Source organism: Streptomyces malaysiense (assembly GCF_000980885.2).
In the GTDB taxonomy this organism is placed as follows: domain Bacteria; phylum Actinomycetota; class Actinomycetes; order Streptomycetales; family Streptomycetaceae; genus Streptomyces; species Streptomyces malaysiense.
In genome coordinates, this window is record NZ_LBDA02000011.1 from 25,690 (window position 1) to 40,687 (window position 14,998).

Consider the following 14,998-nt stretch of genomic DNA (forward strand, 5'->3'; position numbering starts at 1 on the left):
AGCGGCGACGCGGTGTGCCGGGACAGGTGGCCCGGTGCGCGGTTCTCCCGGGTGCTTCTGCGATCCTTGCGGGCAATGCGCTGGGCGGCTCGTGAGGTGTGGGAGGCAGGGTGAAGGTGGTGGCCGGGTCGGGGGACGGGCTGGGAGACGGGGTGGAGCGGCCCACGCGGCGGATCCTGCGTGACGAGACGATCCTCGTGCTCGCGCTGTCGCTGGGGGCGAGCGGGGTCTCCGCGCTGATCAGTTTCATCGGCTCGGTGACCAAGCCGGGCGGTCTGAAGGACCAGGCCGCCACCCTCAACGCGTCGGCCGCGCCGGGCCGCCCCTGGCTCGACCTCGCCTGGCAGCTGTTCGGCATCGCCACCGCGCTGGTCCCCGTCGCCCTGGTCGCCCACTTCCTGCTCCGCGAGGGCAGGAGCCTGCGCACCCTGGGCTTCGACCGCACCCGGCCCTGGCCCGACCTGGGCCGGGGCGCGGCGATCGCGGCGGTGATCGGCAGTACCGGCATCGCCTTCTACCTGGCCGCGCGGGGCCTCGGCTTCAACCTCACCGTCGTGCCCGAGGCACTGCCGGGCGTGTGGTGGAAGTACCCGGTCCTGGTCCTGTCCGCGGTGCAGAACGCGGTCCTCGAAGAGGTCATCGTCGTCGGCTATCTGCTGCGCAGGCTGGGCCAGTTGGGCTGGGCGCCGGGCGCCGCGCTGGTGGCCAGCGCGGTCCTTCGCGGCTCGTACCACCTCTACCAGGGCGTCGGCGGCTTCCTCGGCAACATGGTCATGGGCGTGGTGTTCGTCTGGCTCTACCGCCGCTGGGGCCGGGTCGGCCCGCTCGTCGTCGCCCACTCGCTGCTCGACATCGGCGCGTTCGTCGGTTACGCGCTCCTCGCGGGCAAGGTCGGCTGGCTGCCGACGGCGTGAGGCGGACCGGTCGGGTGCGGCCTGCCCGCGAGGGAAGCGGTGGCGTCCGGTCAGGCGAGCAGTTCGCCCTCGATGACGGTGACCGCGCGGCCGGTGAGCAGGGTGCGTTCGCCGCGCAGTCCGGTGCGCACCAGGCCGGTGCGGCCCGACGCCTGCAGGCCGGTGAGGTCGGCGCGGCCGAGCCGGGCGGACCAGTGCGGGGCGAGCGCGGTGTGGGCGCTGCCGGTGACGGGGTCCTCGTCGATGCCGACGTTCGGGAAGAAGCAGCGGGAGAGGTAGTCGTAGCCGCCCGAGGGGTCGTCCGCGCGGGCGGTGGCGATGATCCCGCGCGCGGAGTAGGCGGCGAGCGCCTTGTGGTCCGGGGCGAGTCCGCGGACGGTCTTCTCGTCCGCCAGCTCCACCAGCAGATCACCGACGTTCGCCCCGGTGTCGAGGACGGCGACCGGCTCCGCGCCGAGCGCCCCGGCGACGCCGTCCGGCACGGCGACGGGGGTGAGCGGCGCGGTGGGGAAGTCGAGGGTGATCGCACCGTCCTCGGCGGGCGTGGCGACGAGCACCCCGCTACGGGTGGCGAACCGCACCGGGCCCTCGTGCGCGCCGGTCGTCCGCAGCACATGGGCGGTGGCCAGCGTGGCGTGGCCGCACATCGCCACCTCGGTGACCGGCGTGAACCAGCGCAGCGCCCAGTCCGCGTCGCCGCCCGCGGGCAGCCGGTGCGCGAACGCCGTCTCGGCGTGATTGACCTCCATGGCGACGCTCTGCATCCAGCTTTCGGCCGGGAAGGAGTCGCCGTCCAGGAGCAGTACGCCGGCGGGGTTGCCCGCGAAGGGCCGGTCGGCGAAGGCATCCACGATTCGAATCCGCATGCCCAGAAGCTAGCGCCCCGGCGGCCCCCTGAACCAAGGCCAATTCGGGAGTGCCGGCCCGCTTCACGGTCTCGCCGGTGCCCGGTGGGTGACCGGCGGGGCGTGCGTGGCGCCCTCAGTCGCTGATGGCCGCCTGGTAGCCGGCGGCGTCGAGGAGGTTGTCCAGCTCGGCCTTGTCCGACGGCTTGAGTCTGAAGATCCAGGCCTCGTACGGCTCGTCGTTGACGAGTTCCGGGCTGTCGGCCAGTTCCTCGTTCACCGCGATCACCTCGCCGCCGACCGGCGCGTAAATGTCCGACGCGGCCTTCACCGACTCGACGACGCCGGCGACATCGCCGGCCGCGAGGACCTTGCCGATCTTCGCCGCCTCCACGAACACCACATCGCCGAGCGCACGCTGAGCGTGATCGCTGAGCCCGGTCGTCACCGTGCCGTCCGCCTCCAGCCGAGCCCATTCGTGCGACTCGGCGTACCGCAGCTCAGTCGGGATGTTCGGCATGCCCGCTCCTTATAAGTCCCTTTTGTTCGACAGGCTCAGCATGCCCGACATGGGGCGGGTACGAGTGGATTTCGGCGGCGCCGCCGACGGAGCGTCAGCCGTGTTGCCGAGGCCAGGCTCGCCCTCATCGAACTCGACCCGGCCGCCGACGAGGTTCGTGGGCACCTCATCGTCGTCTCCGCCGCGGACGTGGTTCCGGGCGGTCGCGCCGTAGTACCAGCCAGCCCGATGTGTCCTGTGACAGTGAATCTCGACCGACTGCCACTGAGGTCCGACCGCCTGGAGGCGCTCTACCGGCGGACCGCCGAGATCAGTCCGCCGGGCCGCTCCTCGCGCTGCGGAGGGGTGCTGATCGGGCGGCCGTAGGCGGCAGCGCGCTCGCGCAGGGTGTGACTGTCGGCCTCCCAGCCGTGCCCGGCCAGCCAGCCCACCGGATCGTCGGGCATCTCCGAGACCCACATGGACGCCGCCGATCCCGGCTCGGCATCCGCGCCGAAGCGCTCGATCACGCCGCGCGAGCCCAACGTCAGCCCCATCCGACTGCCTGCCGCCGACTGTGCGCCGATTCGGGCCAGCAGCAGCTCCACCGCGTCCTCGGGCAGATAGATCAGCAGTCCCTCGGCGATCCACACGGTCGGCACCGCCGGGTCGTGCCCTGCGGCGGCCAGCGCTCCTGGCCAGTCCTCACGCAGGTCCGCCGCGACGGTGATCCGCTCGCAGCGTGCGACGGCCCGCTCCTGGCGCAGCACCGAAGCCTTGAAGTCCAGTGGTGCGGCGGTGTCGACCTCGAACAGTCTGGTGCCCTCCGGCCAGTCGATCCGGAAGGCCCGGCTGTCCATGCCGGCGCCGAGCAGCACGACCTGCCGGACCCCGGACGCGGAGGCCTGCTGCAACAGGTCGTCGAGGAACTTCGTCCTGATGACGATGGAGAACGACACGGCCAGTCGGCGGCGGCGCGCGGCCTCGTCGTCGGGCAGCGGTGGCGAAGAGGGCCACAGACCGCCGGCGGTGGCGAAGGCCTGTGCCAGCGGGTCGCGGAACAGCGCGTTCTCCCGCTCGGTCTCCAGCGCCCGCACCCGGGCCACCCCCACCGCCGTGGCCCACACTCCCGACGGCCGCACCCGCTTCTGCTCATCAGTCACCGCGCCAGCCTAGGCGGAGGCCGGCTGCGCCGTGAGCATGTCCGGCGTGCCGCAGAGAGCATCGGGCCGTCGCGGACCGGGCGGACTCGTGGTCCGGACGGATCAGCCGGGCTGCCTCGACTGACCACTTTTCTTCGTGCTTGAGGTGGTTCGCGCGTCGGCGAGTCCCCGGGGCAGGGCGGACGATGCCGCCATGAGCGCTTCCAGAGGTCCTCCAGCGGGTCGAACAGTCCGAGCGGGATCACCTCGGCCACAGACTCCTCACCTTCGCCCGCTTCGTGGTCCGGCTCCGTCTGAGCGCCGGCAACGGACGCCGGAACAAGCTCAGGCGCCTCGCCGGGAAGGGGCTTGGCAGGCGATCGATTCCGATATATCGTTGAGGCATCGCGAACGATACGCGATGCAGACGTAATAGATCAGCGATGGAATGGAGTGATCGCCATGCATGGACATGGATTCGAGCGGCACGAGGGTCGCGGCCGGCGCGGCATGGGCATGGGCGGCTTCGAGGCGCGGCGGGCCGCGTTCGGACCGTTCGGGCCCGGTGGGCCGGGCGGGCCGGGGTTCGGACCCGGCGGGCCCGGGTTCGGACCGGGGTTCGGGCCCTGGGGGCATCGGGGGCGGGGCGGCCCCAGGGGGCGGGCGCGGCGCGGTGACGTGCGGGCGTCGATCCTGGCCCTGCTGACGGAACGGCCCATGCACGGCTACGAGATGATCCAGGAGATCGCCGAACGCAGCGGCGGTGCCTGGAAGCCCAGCCCCGGCTCGGTCTACCCCACCCTCCAGATGCTGGAGGACGAGGGACTGATCGTCAGCGAGAGCGAGGGCGGCAAGAAACTCTTCTCCCTCACCGAAAGCGGCCGAGGCGTGGCCGAGGAGGGTCCGCAGGCGCCCTGGGAGGAGGCCTCGCGCGGGGTCGACTGGGAGGCGCTGGGCGAGATCCGGCAGGCCGGCGCGGGGCTGATGGAAGCCTTCGGCCAGGTCTGGAAGACCGGCAGCAAGGAGCAGCGCGAGAAGGCGCTGGCCGTCGTCAACGAGGCGCGCAAGAAGCTGTACCTCATCCTCGCCGACGAGGACTGAGCCGCCACGAGGGAAGGCGGGAGCCGGGTGCCCCGCGGAGCGATTCCGCGGGGCACCGGCCGCGTCCCCGCCTCGCCTCGCCTCAGCCGACCAGACCGGCCAGCCTGCGCAGCGACTCGGACAGGGCCGTCGTCGCCGAGTCCTTCAGCCGGGCAGCCATCAGCGACACGGCGGCACCGGTGAACTCGCCGTCGATGCGCAGCGCCGTGGCGTCCCCGTCCGGGGTGAGCGTGTAGCGGGTGGCGACGGTGACCGCCATCGGGCCCTTGCCGCGGATCGCGAACACCCGCGCCGGCTCCAGCTCCTCGATCGTCCAGTCGACCTCGGCCGGGAACCCCATCAGCTTCATGTTCTCCCGGAACGTGCCACCCACCGCGAGCGGGCGGGGGCCGCCCGCCGGGAAGTCGGTGTGGGTGGCGTTCCACTCGCCGTACGACGACCAGTCGGTGAGCTGTGCCCACACCTTGTCGGCCGGTGCCTCGATGCGTGCCTCCGCGCTGACTTCGGCCATGCGACCACCCCTTCGGTTCGGGCGAACCCGGCTACGGTGTCGCGGAACGTAGCCGCAGGGCCGTGAACATTCAATACTGATGAACCGTCAGGAACCGGAGGGCGGCGGATGCCGTCAGCCGAGGCGCCGGCCCCCGCCCTCGCCCCCGCCTCCGCCCTCCATGTCCCGGGTGACGTACGGCGGCGTACGGCAGCACCCGGACGAGGGCGCGCGGGCCGGTGCGCGCCCCCGAGGCGGAACGGCTGAGATCTCCTCCCCAAGGATGAGATCGCCGACGGTGATGTCCACTCTGCGTGGGACGCCCAAATGGTTCCGCTCGGGGATGACTCGGTCTGTTGTGACTGATGGGGTGGGGTGGTGCAATCCCGTACCGCCCGTCCGGCCGCCCCCGAGTCCCAGGGGGCGCACCCGCACCAGGACGCCGCGGGGCTCGGCGCCGAGCTCGCGACGGTGGTCGCCGGTGCCCGCCGCCGGGCCGTACGGGACGGTGACCGGCAGGTCGACACCGCCCATCTGCTGCACTCGCTCCTCGAACAGGATCCCGAGGTGCGCGCCGTCGTCGGCGGCCCGCCCCAACTCGCCCGGCTCCTCGGCTACCTGGTGCAGCGCAGCATCGGCTACGGCCTGCGCTGGCAGGGCAGTGTGGAGGACTCCGGCGCCCACCCCGTCGTGCCCCGTCCCGCCGCGGGCGACGCGGGGGACTGGTCCCCGGCGGCGTCCGCCGCCCTGCACCGGGCCCGGGAGCGGGCGCGGCGGCGCGGCGGGTGCGCTGCCGACGCGCCCGACCTGTTCGCCGCGCTCGTCGCCGACCCGGACTCCCGGGCGGTCGAGGTGCTCGGGCGCGCGGGGATCGACGCGCGCGGGCTGTCCGAGCGGGTCTCCGCGCTGACCGCCGAGCGGGGTGCCGAGCGGGGCTCCGCCTGGACCGAGGCCGGTTCAGGAGACCGCGGCGTGGCCGGGTCCGGGGGGTTCGAGCAGGACAGGGCCTTCTGAGACCGTCCCGGACCGCAGGCGGTGCCCCTCCCGGCGTCCATCCCCTGAGACAGGTGTCAACGGGGATGACGCTCCTGTCGCCTCCTGTCATCATGTGCCGGTGCGTACCTCTGAGAGCAGTGACAGCGGCGGCAGAGGCGTCGGGCTGGGCCTCGCGCTCGTCTCCGCGCTGGCCTTCGGCGGGTCCGGAGTGGCGGCCAAGCCGCTGATCGAATCGGGCCTCGACCCGCTGCACGTGGTGTGGCTGCGGGTGGCCGGCGCCGCCCTGGTCATGCTGCCGCTCGCCTGGCGCCATCGCGCCCTGCCGCGGCGTCGTCCCGCGCTGCTCCTCGGGTTCGGACTGTTCGCCGTCGCCGGTGTCCAGGCCTGCTACTTCGCCGCCCTCTCCCGCATACCCGTCGGCGTGGCGCTGCTCGTCGAGTACCTGGCGCCCGCACTGGTGCTCGGCTGGGTGCGCTTCGTGCAGCGGCGGCCCGTCACCCGCGCCGCCGCGCTCGGTGTCGTCCTCGCGGCCGGCGGCCTCGCCTGTGTGGTGGAGGTCTGGTCCGGGCTGAGCTTCGACGCGCTGGGCCTGGCGTTCGCGCTCGCCGCCGCCTGCTGCCAGGTCGGCTACTTCATCCTGTCCGACCAGGGCGGCGACGCGGGCACGGAGGCACCGGACCCGCTCGGCGTCATCGCCTACGGTCTGATCGTGGGCGCCCTCGTGCTCACCGCCGTCGCCCGCCCCTGGGAGATCCACTGGGCCGGACTCACCGGTTCGGCGCGGATGAACGGCACCGCCGTACCCGCCCTCGCCCTGCTCGGCTGGATCGTGCTCGTCGCCACGGTGGCCGCCTACGTCACCGGTGTGCTGTCGGTACGACGGCTGTCCCCGCAGGTCGCCGGGGTAGTGGCCTGTCTGGAGGCGGTGATCGCGACGGTGCTGGCGTGGGTGCTGCTCGGTGAGCACCTGTCCGCGCCGCAGGTCTTCGGCGGTGTCGTCGTCCTGGCCGGCGCGTTCATCGCCCAGTCCGCCGCGCCCGCCAAGAAGTCCCTGGAACCGGTGGCCGCCGGCGGCCCGGAAAGAGCGTTGTCCGGACAGCGCACCTCCGCCTAAAGTGCCGGTCATGCCGTCCACGCTCGTACTTCCGCCCCCGGCCGCCTGAGGCGGGCCCCGGGACACCCGCCCGGCGCGACGAGCGCCGGGCCGGACGGTGCTGCCCGCAGACGAAGTCCGCGCGGCCCGATCGATCGGGCCGCCCTCGAACTTCCGCACCTCCAGGGTGCGTTCCTGCGGAGAGACTTCCTTGTCGAACTCGAACTCGAACTCGAACTCGAACTCGATCGCGACCGCGACCGCGAACGCTTTCGCGCGGTCGAACGCCGCCGGCCTGCCCGTAGGGCGCGGCCTGCTCTATCTGATCGTCACCGGTGCCGCCTGGGGCACCGCCGGGGCCGCCGCCTCCCTGGTGTACCGGACCAGCGACATGGGCGCATTCGGCCTCTCCTTCTGGCGCTGCGCGCTGGGGCTCCTGCTGCTGCTCGCCGGCCGCGGCCTGCGCCCGCGGTCCCGCCCGGTCCCGGCCGAGCCGACGGCGCGCCGGGTGCTGAAGGCCGTTGCCACCGGCCTCGGGCTCGCGGTGTTCCAGACCGCCTACTTCGCGGCCGTGGCGGCCACCGGACTCGCCGTGGCCACCGTCGTCACCCTCGGCGCGGGCCCCGTGCTGATCGCGCTCGGGGCCCGGCTGCTGCTCGGTGAACGGCTCGGCACGGGCGGCGTCCTGTCCGTGGCCGGGGCCCTCGCCGGACTCGGCGTGCTGACCTTCGGCGACTCGGCCGCGGCCGTCCGCCCCGCGGGTGTGCTGCTCGCGCTGCTGTCGGCCGCGGGCTACGGCGCCATGACCCTGCTGACCCGCTGGTGGGGCCGGGACGGTGGCGCCGACGCCTCCGGGACCACCGTATGGGCCTTCGCGGTGACCACCCTGTGCCTGCTGCCGTTCGCGCTGCACGAGGGGCTGCTCCCGCACACCGGCCACCCTGCCCGGCTGCTGTGGCTCCTGTGCTACATCGCCGCCGTGCCCACGGCGCTCGCGTACGCCCTGTACTTCGCGGGCGCGGCCGTCGTGCGGTCCGCCACCGTCTCCGTGATCATGCTCCTCGAACCGGTGACCGCGGCCGTGCTCGCCGTGCTCCTGCTCGGTGAGCGGCTCACGGTCACCACTGTGATCGGCACCTCGCTGATGCTCACGGCGGTGGCGGGCCTGACCGTGGGCGAGACGGTGTCGCGCGGCGGCGGCCGCCCGGCGGAGCCCGGTGGCGACCCGGCCGCGCCGCGGGCCGGTCACTCCCCGGCGAGGTAGTCCGGCAGCCCGATCCCGGACGCCAGGTCGGCGTTCGGGACCGGGGCGTCGTACCCCTTGCGGAGCGGTACGACGCCGGCCCAGTGGGGGAGGGCGAGGTCCTCGGGCTCGTCGTTGGCGCCGCCGCTGCGGATCTTCGCGGAGACCTCGTCCAGGTCCAGCCGGATCACCGCGGTGGCGGCCAGCTCCTTCTTGTTCGCGGGCCGCGAGTCGGCGGCGCGCCCCGCCACGACGTGGTCCACCAGGGCGTCCAGCGCGCGGCGCCGCTCCTCGGGGTCGGTGACCTCGTGCGCGATGCCGTGCACCATCACCGAGCGGTAGTTGATCGAGTGGTGGAAGGCGGAGCGGGCCAGCACCAGACCGTCCACATGGGTCACGGTCAGGCACACCTCCAGGCCCGGGTCGGCGGCGCCGGTCATCCGCAGCGGGCGCGAACCGGTCGAGCCGTGGACGTAGAGCCGCTCGCCCACCCGGCCGTACAGCGTGGGCAGCACCACGGGGGCGCCGTCGCGGACGAAGCCCAGATGGCAGACGTACCCCTCGTCCAATATCGCGTGCACCACCTCCTTGTCGTACGACGCCCGGTCCGCCGCGCGCGTGGGCACGGTGCGGTCGGTCGGGGCGTACTCGGTGGGGTGGGTTCCCGCGGTGGTGCCCGGCATGACGGTCCCTCCAACGCGATGCCGAGAGGCGATCGCTTTTGTACTAGTGCATAATTGGTTTTGTGCTAGGAGAGTATCGGATCGAGGGCCGCGGCGCAGCCGAGATCGCGGCCGATGTCGAGCGCGCGGTGGGTACCGGGGAGCTGCGCCCCGGCCAACCGCTGCCGCCCATGCGGGAACTGGCCACCCGGCTGGGGGTGAACCCCAACACCGTCGCGGCCGCGTACCGCACGCTGCGTGAGCGCGGGGTGATCGAGACCGCCGGGCGGCGCGGCAGCCGGGTGCGGCCCAAGCCGGTCACCACCGGACGCGATCAGCTGCGGGTGGAGGTGCCGCCGGGCGCCCGCGACCTGTCCACCGGCAACCCGGACCCGGACCTGCTGCCCCGGCTCGCCCCGGCGCTCGCCGTGGCGGCCGAGGCGGGGGACCGGCGGCCCGTCCTCTACGGCGACGACCCGGTCGACCCCGGTCTGATCCGCGTGGCCCGCGCCGAACTCGCCGCCGACGGCGTGCCCGCGGGGCCCCTCACCGTCACCTCGGGCTCCCTCGACGCCATCGAACGCGTCCTCGCCGCTCACCTCCGACCGGGTGACGCGGTCGCCGTCGAGGATCCCGGCTGGGGGAGCGTCCTCGACCTGTTGCCGGCGCTCGGCCTGCGCACGGTCCCGGTGGGCGTGGACGACGACGGGCCGTCCCCCGAGGACCTGGCCCGCGCGCTGGCCGGGGGAGCGCGGGCGGTGATCGTCACCGCCCGCGCCCAGAACCCGACCGGCGCCGCCGTGACCGCCGCCCGCGCGCGTGCCCTGCGCGCGGTGCTGCGCGCGCATCCGAACACCCTGCTGATCGAGGACGACCACGGCCACGGCATCGTGGACCTGCCCCCGCACCCCCTCGCGGGCGCCACCCGGCACTGGGCCTTCGCGCGCTCCGCCGCCAAGACCTACGGCCCCGATCTGCGTCTCGCCGTCCTCGCGGGCGACCCGGTGACCGTCGACCGGGTCCGCGGCCGACTGCGCCTCGGACCCGGCTGGGTGAGCCTGCTGCTCCAGCGTGCGGTGGCGCATCTGTGGACGCGGGGGGTGGTGGACCGTACGGCGGTGGCGGAGTCGTACCGCGCCCGGCGGCAGCCGCTGATCGACGCCCTGGCCGCCCGGGGCGTCGAGGCCCGCGGCCGCACCGGCATGAACATCTGGATCCCGGTACCCGACGAGACCACCACCGTCGCCCGCCTGCTCCAGTCGGGCTGGGGCGTCGCCCCGGGCGCCCGCTACCGCCTGACCAGCCCCCCGGCCGTCCGGATCACGGTGTCCCCGCTGACCCCGGCGGACATCGGGCCGCTGGCGGAGGCGATCGAGGCGGCGGTACGACCGTCACCCTCGCGCGCCTATGGCTGACGACGCGCCGCGCGGGGGCACGGGGAACCGCGTGCCGCCAGTACCGGCGGCACGCGGTTCCGCGGTGCCCCGCCCTCAGGCGCGCTTCTTCCCCCGCACCTGGGTGAGCGCCGCCCCGGCGAGCACGATCGCCGCGCCCACGGGCGTGTTCCAGCGCAACGACTCCCCGAGGATCGCCACGCCCGCCGCGGTCGCGATCACCGGAATGAAGTACGTGACCATCTGCGCCGTCGTGGGTCCGACCTCGGCGACCAGTCCGTACTGGAGCAGCACCGCGAGCCCCGTCCCGAGCGCCCCCAGCGCGGCGACGGCCAGCAGCGGCACCGGGGCGAAGTGCTTCGGCATGCCCGTGAACAGCGGTGTGACGACGGCCAGCTGGACCGTGGCCATCAGAAGTTGCCCGCCGGTCATCGAGAGATGGGAGTCGCCCGTGCCCGCCAGCGTCCGCCGGACGTAGATCCAGCCCACCGGATAGCTCAGCGAGGCGAGCAGGGCCATCGCCGTGCCGGTGGCGTCGAGGCCGTGGAAGCCCTGCCAGGCGCCGAGCACCGTCAGCACCCCGAGGAACCCGAGCCCCAGCCCGGCCACCCGGACCCGCGTGGGCCGGTCCTCGGAGAGCGCGACCACGGACAGCGCCATGCCCCACAGCGGAGACGTCGCGTTGCAGATGCCGGCCAGCGTGGACGGGATGGTCAGCTCGGAGTACGCGAAGAGGGAGAACGGCAGGGCGTTCAGGAAGAACGCGGCGACCGCCATGTGCGCCCACAGCCGGCCCCCGCGCGGCAGCCGCTCCCGCTTGACGGCCATCGCCGCCACCAGCACCGCCGTACCGAAGACCAGCCGGCCGAGGGTGACCTGGAACGGGGCGAACCCGCTCGTCCCCACCTTGATCAGCAGAAAGCTGAAGCCCCAGATCAGGGACAGGGCGCCGAAGCGCAGCCGCCAGTCGAGGCGGGGGCGGGGGTGTGACTGGTCAGGGGTGGCGGGGGACTGGGTCCGGGATGCGGTGACCGTGCTCATGACGACAACGATGCGGGACCAGACCTCGTAGCACAATCGAGAAATCTCACCGGGTATCTCGTAGGATCTCTTATATGTTGAACTTGGAGCGCCTGCGCACCCTGGACGCCCTGGCCCGGCACGGCTCGGTCAGCGCGGCCGCCGACGCGCTGCACGTCACCACGTCCGCCGTCTCCCAGCAACTGGGCAAGCTGGAACGAGAGATCAACCAGCAGCTCCTCGCCAAGAACGGCCGGGGCGTGCGGCTCACCGACGCCGGCCGGCTGCTCTCGGAGCACGCGGCGCGCATCCTGTCGCAGGTGGAGCTCGCCGAGTCGGACCTGGAGGCGCACCGCGGGCAGGTCGTCGGCGAACTGCGGCTGTCCGCGTTCCCCACCGCCGCGAGGGGCCTGTTCCCGGTGGCGCTGCGGGCGCTGCGCGTCGAGCACCCGGGGCTGCGGGTGCGCTCCAGCGAGCTGGAGCCGGAACACGGCATCGCCGCCGTGGTGCGCGGCGACCTCGATCTCGCGGTGGTCCTGGACTGGTACAACAAGCCGATGCCGGTGCCCGACGGACTGGTCAAGGCACCCCTCCTGGACGATCCGGCGGGGGTCGCCGTGCCCGCCGGACACCGGCTCGCCGGCCGCGAGGAGGTGGATCTCGCCGAGTTCGCCGAGGACGAGTGGATCACCTGGGGCGAGGGCGAGTTCTGTCACGAGTGGCTGATGTTCACCCTGCGCTCCAAGGGCGTCGAGCCGATCGTCGGTCATCGCGCGGGCGAGACCCACACCCAGCTCCAGCTGGTGGCCGCCGGCCTGGGGGTGTGCATCGCCCCGCTGCTGGGCCGCCATCCGGTGCCGGACGGCGTGGTCCTCGTACCGCTCACCCAGCGCGTGCGCCGGCACGTCTATGTCGTCTGGCGGGCCGACGCCGACCGGCGTCCCTCCATCCGCGCGGCGGTCGAGGCCCTGCGCACGGCCGCGCGGAAGGTCGACTGACCCGGGCTCCAGGGGGTCCCCGGCTTCCCCGGCCGCCTCACAGGGAGCCGAGTTTGCGGAAGTCCCAGGAGACGATCCGCTCCGGAACCAGCCGCGCCCAGGCGTGCCGGCCGTCGTGCGGCAGCTCGTCCAGGCCGAAGTACTTGCGGGCGAACGCCTTCTCCACGGCGGCGAGTTCGGCGCAGGGCCGGCCCGTGCGGGGCGCCTCGCCGACGAACTCCACCCGGCCCGCCAGCTCGGCCCCGCGCAACTCGCCGTACTCCTCGCCCGAGTCCACCACCACCGCCACCCGGGGATCGCGGCCGAGCTGGTTCCAACGGCGGCTGCGCACCAGCGAGTAGAGCCACAGCGCGCCCCCCTCCCAGAGGAACCACAGCGCGCTCGCGTGCGGGGCGCCGTCGGCGGAGACGGTCGCGACCCGGCAGGTGCGCCGCCCGGCCAGGAACGCGTCCAGTTCGCCGGGCGTCATCATGATCCTGCGGCCCCGGCGCTGTGGAGTGACGGGCATGCGGCCCCCTCGTCGTCGTACCGGAAGACACCTTCGACGGCGATCCTCCGACAACACGCCGGCGAAGGGAACGCTCCGGTCCCCTCGTCTTCCCTCTCCCGCGCGCCGCCGCTACTCTCACCGCCCCGGCTCCGGTGAAAGGCAGGCGATGACCGCGTACGAGCGACTGGGCGACGTCCTCGATCCCGCGAGCGCCGTGCTGCTGACCGTGGAGTGCCAGCGGGGTGTGGTGGGACCGGACGCCGCCCTGCCCGAACTCGCCCGCGCGGCCCGCTCCTCGGGCGCCCTCGGCAATGTCGCCCGGCTGGTCGCCGGCGCGCACCGGGCCGGCGTCCAGGTGATCCACGCGATCGCCGAGCGCCGCCCGGACGGCCGGGGCGCGAGCCGCAACGCCCGGCTGTTCCGCGCCGCCGAACGGCTTCCCGTGCACCAGCTGTCCGGCAGCACGGCGGTGCGGGTCGCGCCGCCGATCGAGGTCGCCGAGGAGGACATCGTCGTACGACGGCTGCACGGGCTGTCCCCGTTGCACGGAACCGGCGTCGACGCCCTGCTCCGCAACCTCGGCTGCCACACCCTGATCGTCACCGGCGTCTCGGCCAACGTGGCGATCCCCAACGCGGTGTTCGACGCGGTCAACCTCGGCTACGCCGTCGTCGTCCCGGCCGACGCCGTCGCGGGGGTACCCGCCGACTACACCGCCGCGATGATCCGGCACACCCTCTCCCTGGTCGCCACCGTCACGACCACGGACGAGGTGCTCGGCCGCCTCGCGCCCCCGCGCCACGGCCGGCCCCAGTAACCTGGGGCGATGCTCAAGGAAGTCACCGCGACCCGCTACATCACGCCGCTGCGTGAGGGCGGCTCGCTGCCGGGGCTCGTCGAGGCCGACGACTTCGGGACCTACGTCATGAAGTTCACCGGAGCCGGACAGGGCCGCAAGACCCTGGTCGCCGAGGTGGTGTGCGGCGAACTCGCCCGGCGCCTCGGCTTCCGGACGCCCCGCCTGGTCACCGTCGAACTGGACTCCGTGCTCGGGCTCGGCGAACCCGAGCAGCAGGTGCAGGAGCTGCTGCGGGGCAGCGGCGGCACCAACCTCGGCATGGACTTCCTCTCCGGCGCCCTCGGCTACGACCCGCTCGCCTTCGCCGCGAGCCCCGAGGAGGCCGGACGGATCGTCTGGTTCGACGCGCTGATCAACAACGTGGACCGCTCCTGGCGCAACCCCAACCTCCTGGTCCACCGGGGCGAGCTGTGGCTCATCGACCACGGCGCCACCATGATCTGGCACCACAACTGGCCCTCCGCCGAGAAGTCCGCGGCCCGCCCCTACGATGCCGCCGAGCACGCCCTCGCCGGCTTCGCCCCCGACCTCGCGGCGGCCGCCGCCGACCTCGCGCCCCGCGTCACCGAGGACCTGCTCGCCGAGGTCACCGCCGAGATCCCGGACGTCTGGCTCACCGGCGAACCCGGCTTCGGCAGCCCGGACGAACTGCGCCGGGCCTACGCGCGCCCGCTGCTCGCCCGCGCCGCCGTCATCGCCGACCGCATCACCGGCACCCAGGAGGACAAGTGAGCGAGACCCGCATCCACATGGCCGGCCATGTGACCGAGCGCCACATCACCCGGGCCGGCCAGGGCGGCGACCGTGACGTCTTCGAGTACGCGCTGATCAGGGTCGTACCCCGGATCGAGCGCGGGGAGTGCTTCAACGCGGGCGTGGCCGTCTACTGCCGCGCCCGGGGCTACGTCGGCGCCCGCACCCATCTGGACGAGGAACGGCTGCGCGCCCTGGACCCGGCGGCCGACGCGGCCGGGATCAGGGCGGCGCTCACCGCGATCGAGCGGCACTGCGCGGGCGGCGCGGAGGCCGGGCAGGCGGCCGGGGACGACGCCGGACGGCGGTTCCGCTGGCTGATCGCGCCCCGCTCCACCGTGGTCCAGCCCGGACCGGTGCACACCGGCCTGACCGCCGACCCGGCCGCCGAGACGGAGCGATTGCTGGACCTCCTGGTGAGGTAATGGATCACAACGGCCGGATGAGCCGTTGACACCGGGTGCCAGGGCTTCTAGCGTCGTGTGGGCTGAAGATACTA

Annotated in this window: 17 protein-coding genes; 10 read left to right on the forward strand and 7 right to left on the reverse strand. The window is 73.6% G+C overall.

Annotated features, from left to right (window positions below):
* Positions 1 to 119: 119 nt before the first annotated feature.
* Positions 120 to 914: a CPBP family intramembrane glutamic endopeptidase gene (locus VT52_RS05685; RefSeq protein ID WP_240509648.1), complete on the forward strand. Its 795-nt coding sequence runs from the start codon at positions 120 to 122 to the stop codon at positions 912 to 914.
* A gap of 50 nt (positions 915 to 964) precedes the next feature.
* Here the strand turns inward: VT52_RS05685 and VT52_RS05690 are convergent, their stop codons facing one another.
* From VT52_RS05690 to VT52_RS05700, 3 genes are all read right to left on the reverse strand, one after another.
* Positions 965 to 1,780: a PhzF family phenazine biosynthesis protein gene (locus VT52_RS05690; protein WP_046421512.1), complete on the reverse strand. Its 816-nt coding sequence runs from the start codon at positions 1,778 to 1,780 to the stop codon at positions 965 to 967.
* A 115-nt stretch (positions 1,781 to 1,895) separates the two neighbouring features.
* Complete coding sequence (gcvH, locus tag VT52_RS05695; RefSeq protein WP_046421511.1) at positions 1,896 to 2,279, reverse strand: glycine cleavage system protein GcvH; 384 nt, start codon at positions 2,277 to 2,279, stop codon at positions 1,896 to 1,898.
* Positions 2,280 to 2,569: 290 nt separating this feature from the next.
* Positions 2,570 to 3,385 carry a class I SAM-dependent methyltransferase gene (locus VT52_RS05700; RefSeq protein ID WP_046421510.1) on the reverse strand — a complete coding sequence of 272 codons (816 nt, stop codon included), beginning with the start codon at positions 3,383 to 3,385 and terminating at the stop codon, positions 2,570 to 2,572.
* A 477-nt stretch (positions 3,386 to 3,862) separates the two neighbouring features.
* Here VT52_RS05700 and VT52_RS05705 point away from each other — a divergent pair, with 477 nt between their 5' ends.
* Entirely contained in the window at positions 3,863 to 4,501 is a 639-nt protein-coding gene (locus VT52_RS05705) for a PadR family transcriptional regulator (protein ID WP_046421547.1), read from the forward strand.
* Positions 4,502 to 4,583: 82 nt separating this feature from the next.
* Here VT52_RS05705 and VT52_RS05710 read toward each other — a convergent pair whose 3' ends face one another.
* On the reverse strand, positions 4,584 to 5,012 hold the full coding sequence (locus VT52_RS05710; protein ID WP_046421508.1) for a type II toxin-antitoxin system Rv0910 family toxin: 429 nt from the start codon (positions 5,010 to 5,012) through the stop codon (positions 4,584 to 4,586).
* Between the two features lie 357 nt (positions 5,013 to 5,369).
* On the opposite strand from VT52_RS05710, the gene VT52_RS05715 reads away from it, so the two are divergent.
* From VT52_RS05715 to VT52_RS05725, 3 genes are all read left to right on the forward strand, one after another.
* Positions 5,370 to 6,005 (forward strand): Clp protease N-terminal domain-containing protein, encoded by a 636-nt coding sequence (locus VT52_RS05715; RefSeq protein ID WP_046421546.1) that lies wholly within the window; start codon positions 5,370 to 5,372, stop codon positions 6,003 to 6,005.
* 94 nt (positions 6,006 to 6,099) lie between these two features.
* Positions 6,100 to 7,101: an EamA family transporter gene (locus VT52_RS05720; RefSeq protein ID WP_046421507.1), complete on the forward strand. Its 1,002-nt coding sequence runs from the start codon at positions 6,100 to 6,102 to the stop codon at positions 7,099 to 7,101.
* Positions 7,102 to 7,327: 226 nt separating this feature from the next.
* Positions 7,328 to 8,344: a DMT family transporter gene (locus VT52_RS05725; RefSeq protein WP_046421545.1), complete on the forward strand. Its 1,017-nt coding sequence runs from the start codon at positions 7,328 to 7,330 to the stop codon at positions 8,342 to 8,344.
* Here the strand turns inward: VT52_RS05725 and VT52_RS05730 are convergent.
* The gene (locus VT52_RS05730; protein ID WP_046421506.1) at positions 8,326 to 9,006 is read right to left on the reverse strand and encodes a pyridoxamine 5'-phosphate oxidase family protein; all 681 of its coding nucleotides are present in this window, start codon (positions 9,004 to 9,006) and stop codon (positions 8,326 to 8,328) included. The genes VT52_RS05725 and VT52_RS05730 overlap by 19 nt on opposite strands.
* A 62-nt stretch (positions 9,007 to 9,068) precedes the next feature.
* On the opposite strand from VT52_RS05730, the gene VT52_RS05735 reads away from it, so the two are divergent.
* On the forward strand, positions 9,069 to 10,400 hold the full coding sequence (locus tag VT52_RS05735) for an aminotransferase class I/II-fold pyridoxal phosphate-dependent enzyme (RefSeq protein WP_079174858.1): 1,332 nt from the start codon (positions 9,069 to 9,071) through the stop codon (positions 10,398 to 10,400).
* Between the two features lie 75 nt (positions 10,401 to 10,475).
* On the opposite strand, the gene VT52_RS05740 is transcribed toward VT52_RS05735, so the two are convergent.
* Complete coding sequence (locus tag VT52_RS05740) at positions 10,476 to 11,420, reverse strand: DMT family transporter (RefSeq protein WP_206306443.1); 945 nt, start codon at positions 11,418 to 11,420, stop codon at positions 10,476 to 10,478.
* Between the two features lie 74 nt (positions 11,421 to 11,494).
* Here VT52_RS05740 and VT52_RS05745 point away from each other — a divergent pair, with 74 nt between their 5' ends.
* Positions 11,495 to 12,397 carry a LysR family transcriptional regulator gene (locus tag VT52_RS05745; RefSeq protein WP_046421502.1) on the forward strand — a complete coding sequence of 301 codons (903 nt, stop codon included), beginning with the start codon at positions 11,495 to 11,497 and terminating at the stop codon, positions 12,395 to 12,397.
* 37 nt (positions 12,398 to 12,434) lie between these two features.
* On the opposite strand, the gene VT52_RS05750 is transcribed toward VT52_RS05745, so the two are convergent.
* The gene (locus tag VT52_RS05750) at positions 12,435 to 12,905 is read right to left on the reverse strand and encodes a pyridoxamine 5'-phosphate oxidase family protein (RefSeq protein WP_046421500.1); all 471 of its coding nucleotides are present in this window, start codon (positions 12,903 to 12,905) and stop codon (positions 12,435 to 12,437) included.
* 148 nt (positions 12,906 to 13,053) lie between these two features.
* Here VT52_RS05750 and VT52_RS05755 point away from each other — a divergent pair, with 148 nt between their 5' ends.
* Genes VT52_RS05755 through VT52_RS05765 form a run of 3 tightly spaced genes read left to right on the forward strand, consistent with a single transcriptional unit; the run spans position 13,054 to position 14,924 of the window.
* Positions 13,054 to 13,704 carry a cysteine hydrolase family protein gene (locus VT52_RS05755; RefSeq protein WP_046421499.1) on the forward strand — a complete coding sequence of 217 codons (651 nt, stop codon included), beginning with the start codon at positions 13,054 to 13,056 and terminating at the stop codon, positions 13,702 to 13,704.
* Positions 13,705 to 13,713: 9 nt separating this feature from the next.
* Positions 13,714 to 14,478 (forward strand): HipA family kinase, encoded by a 765-nt coding sequence (locus tag VT52_RS05760; RefSeq protein ID WP_046421497.1) that lies wholly within the window; start codon positions 13,714 to 13,716, stop codon positions 14,476 to 14,478.
* Positions 14,479 to 14,495: 17 nt separating this feature from the next.
* Positions 14,496 to 14,924: a DUF3037 domain-containing protein gene (locus VT52_RS05765; RefSeq protein ID WP_206306444.1), complete on the forward strand. Its 429-nt coding sequence runs from the start codon at positions 14,496 to 14,498 to the stop codon at positions 14,922 to 14,924.
* Positions 14,925 to 14,998 lie beyond the last annotated feature (74 nt).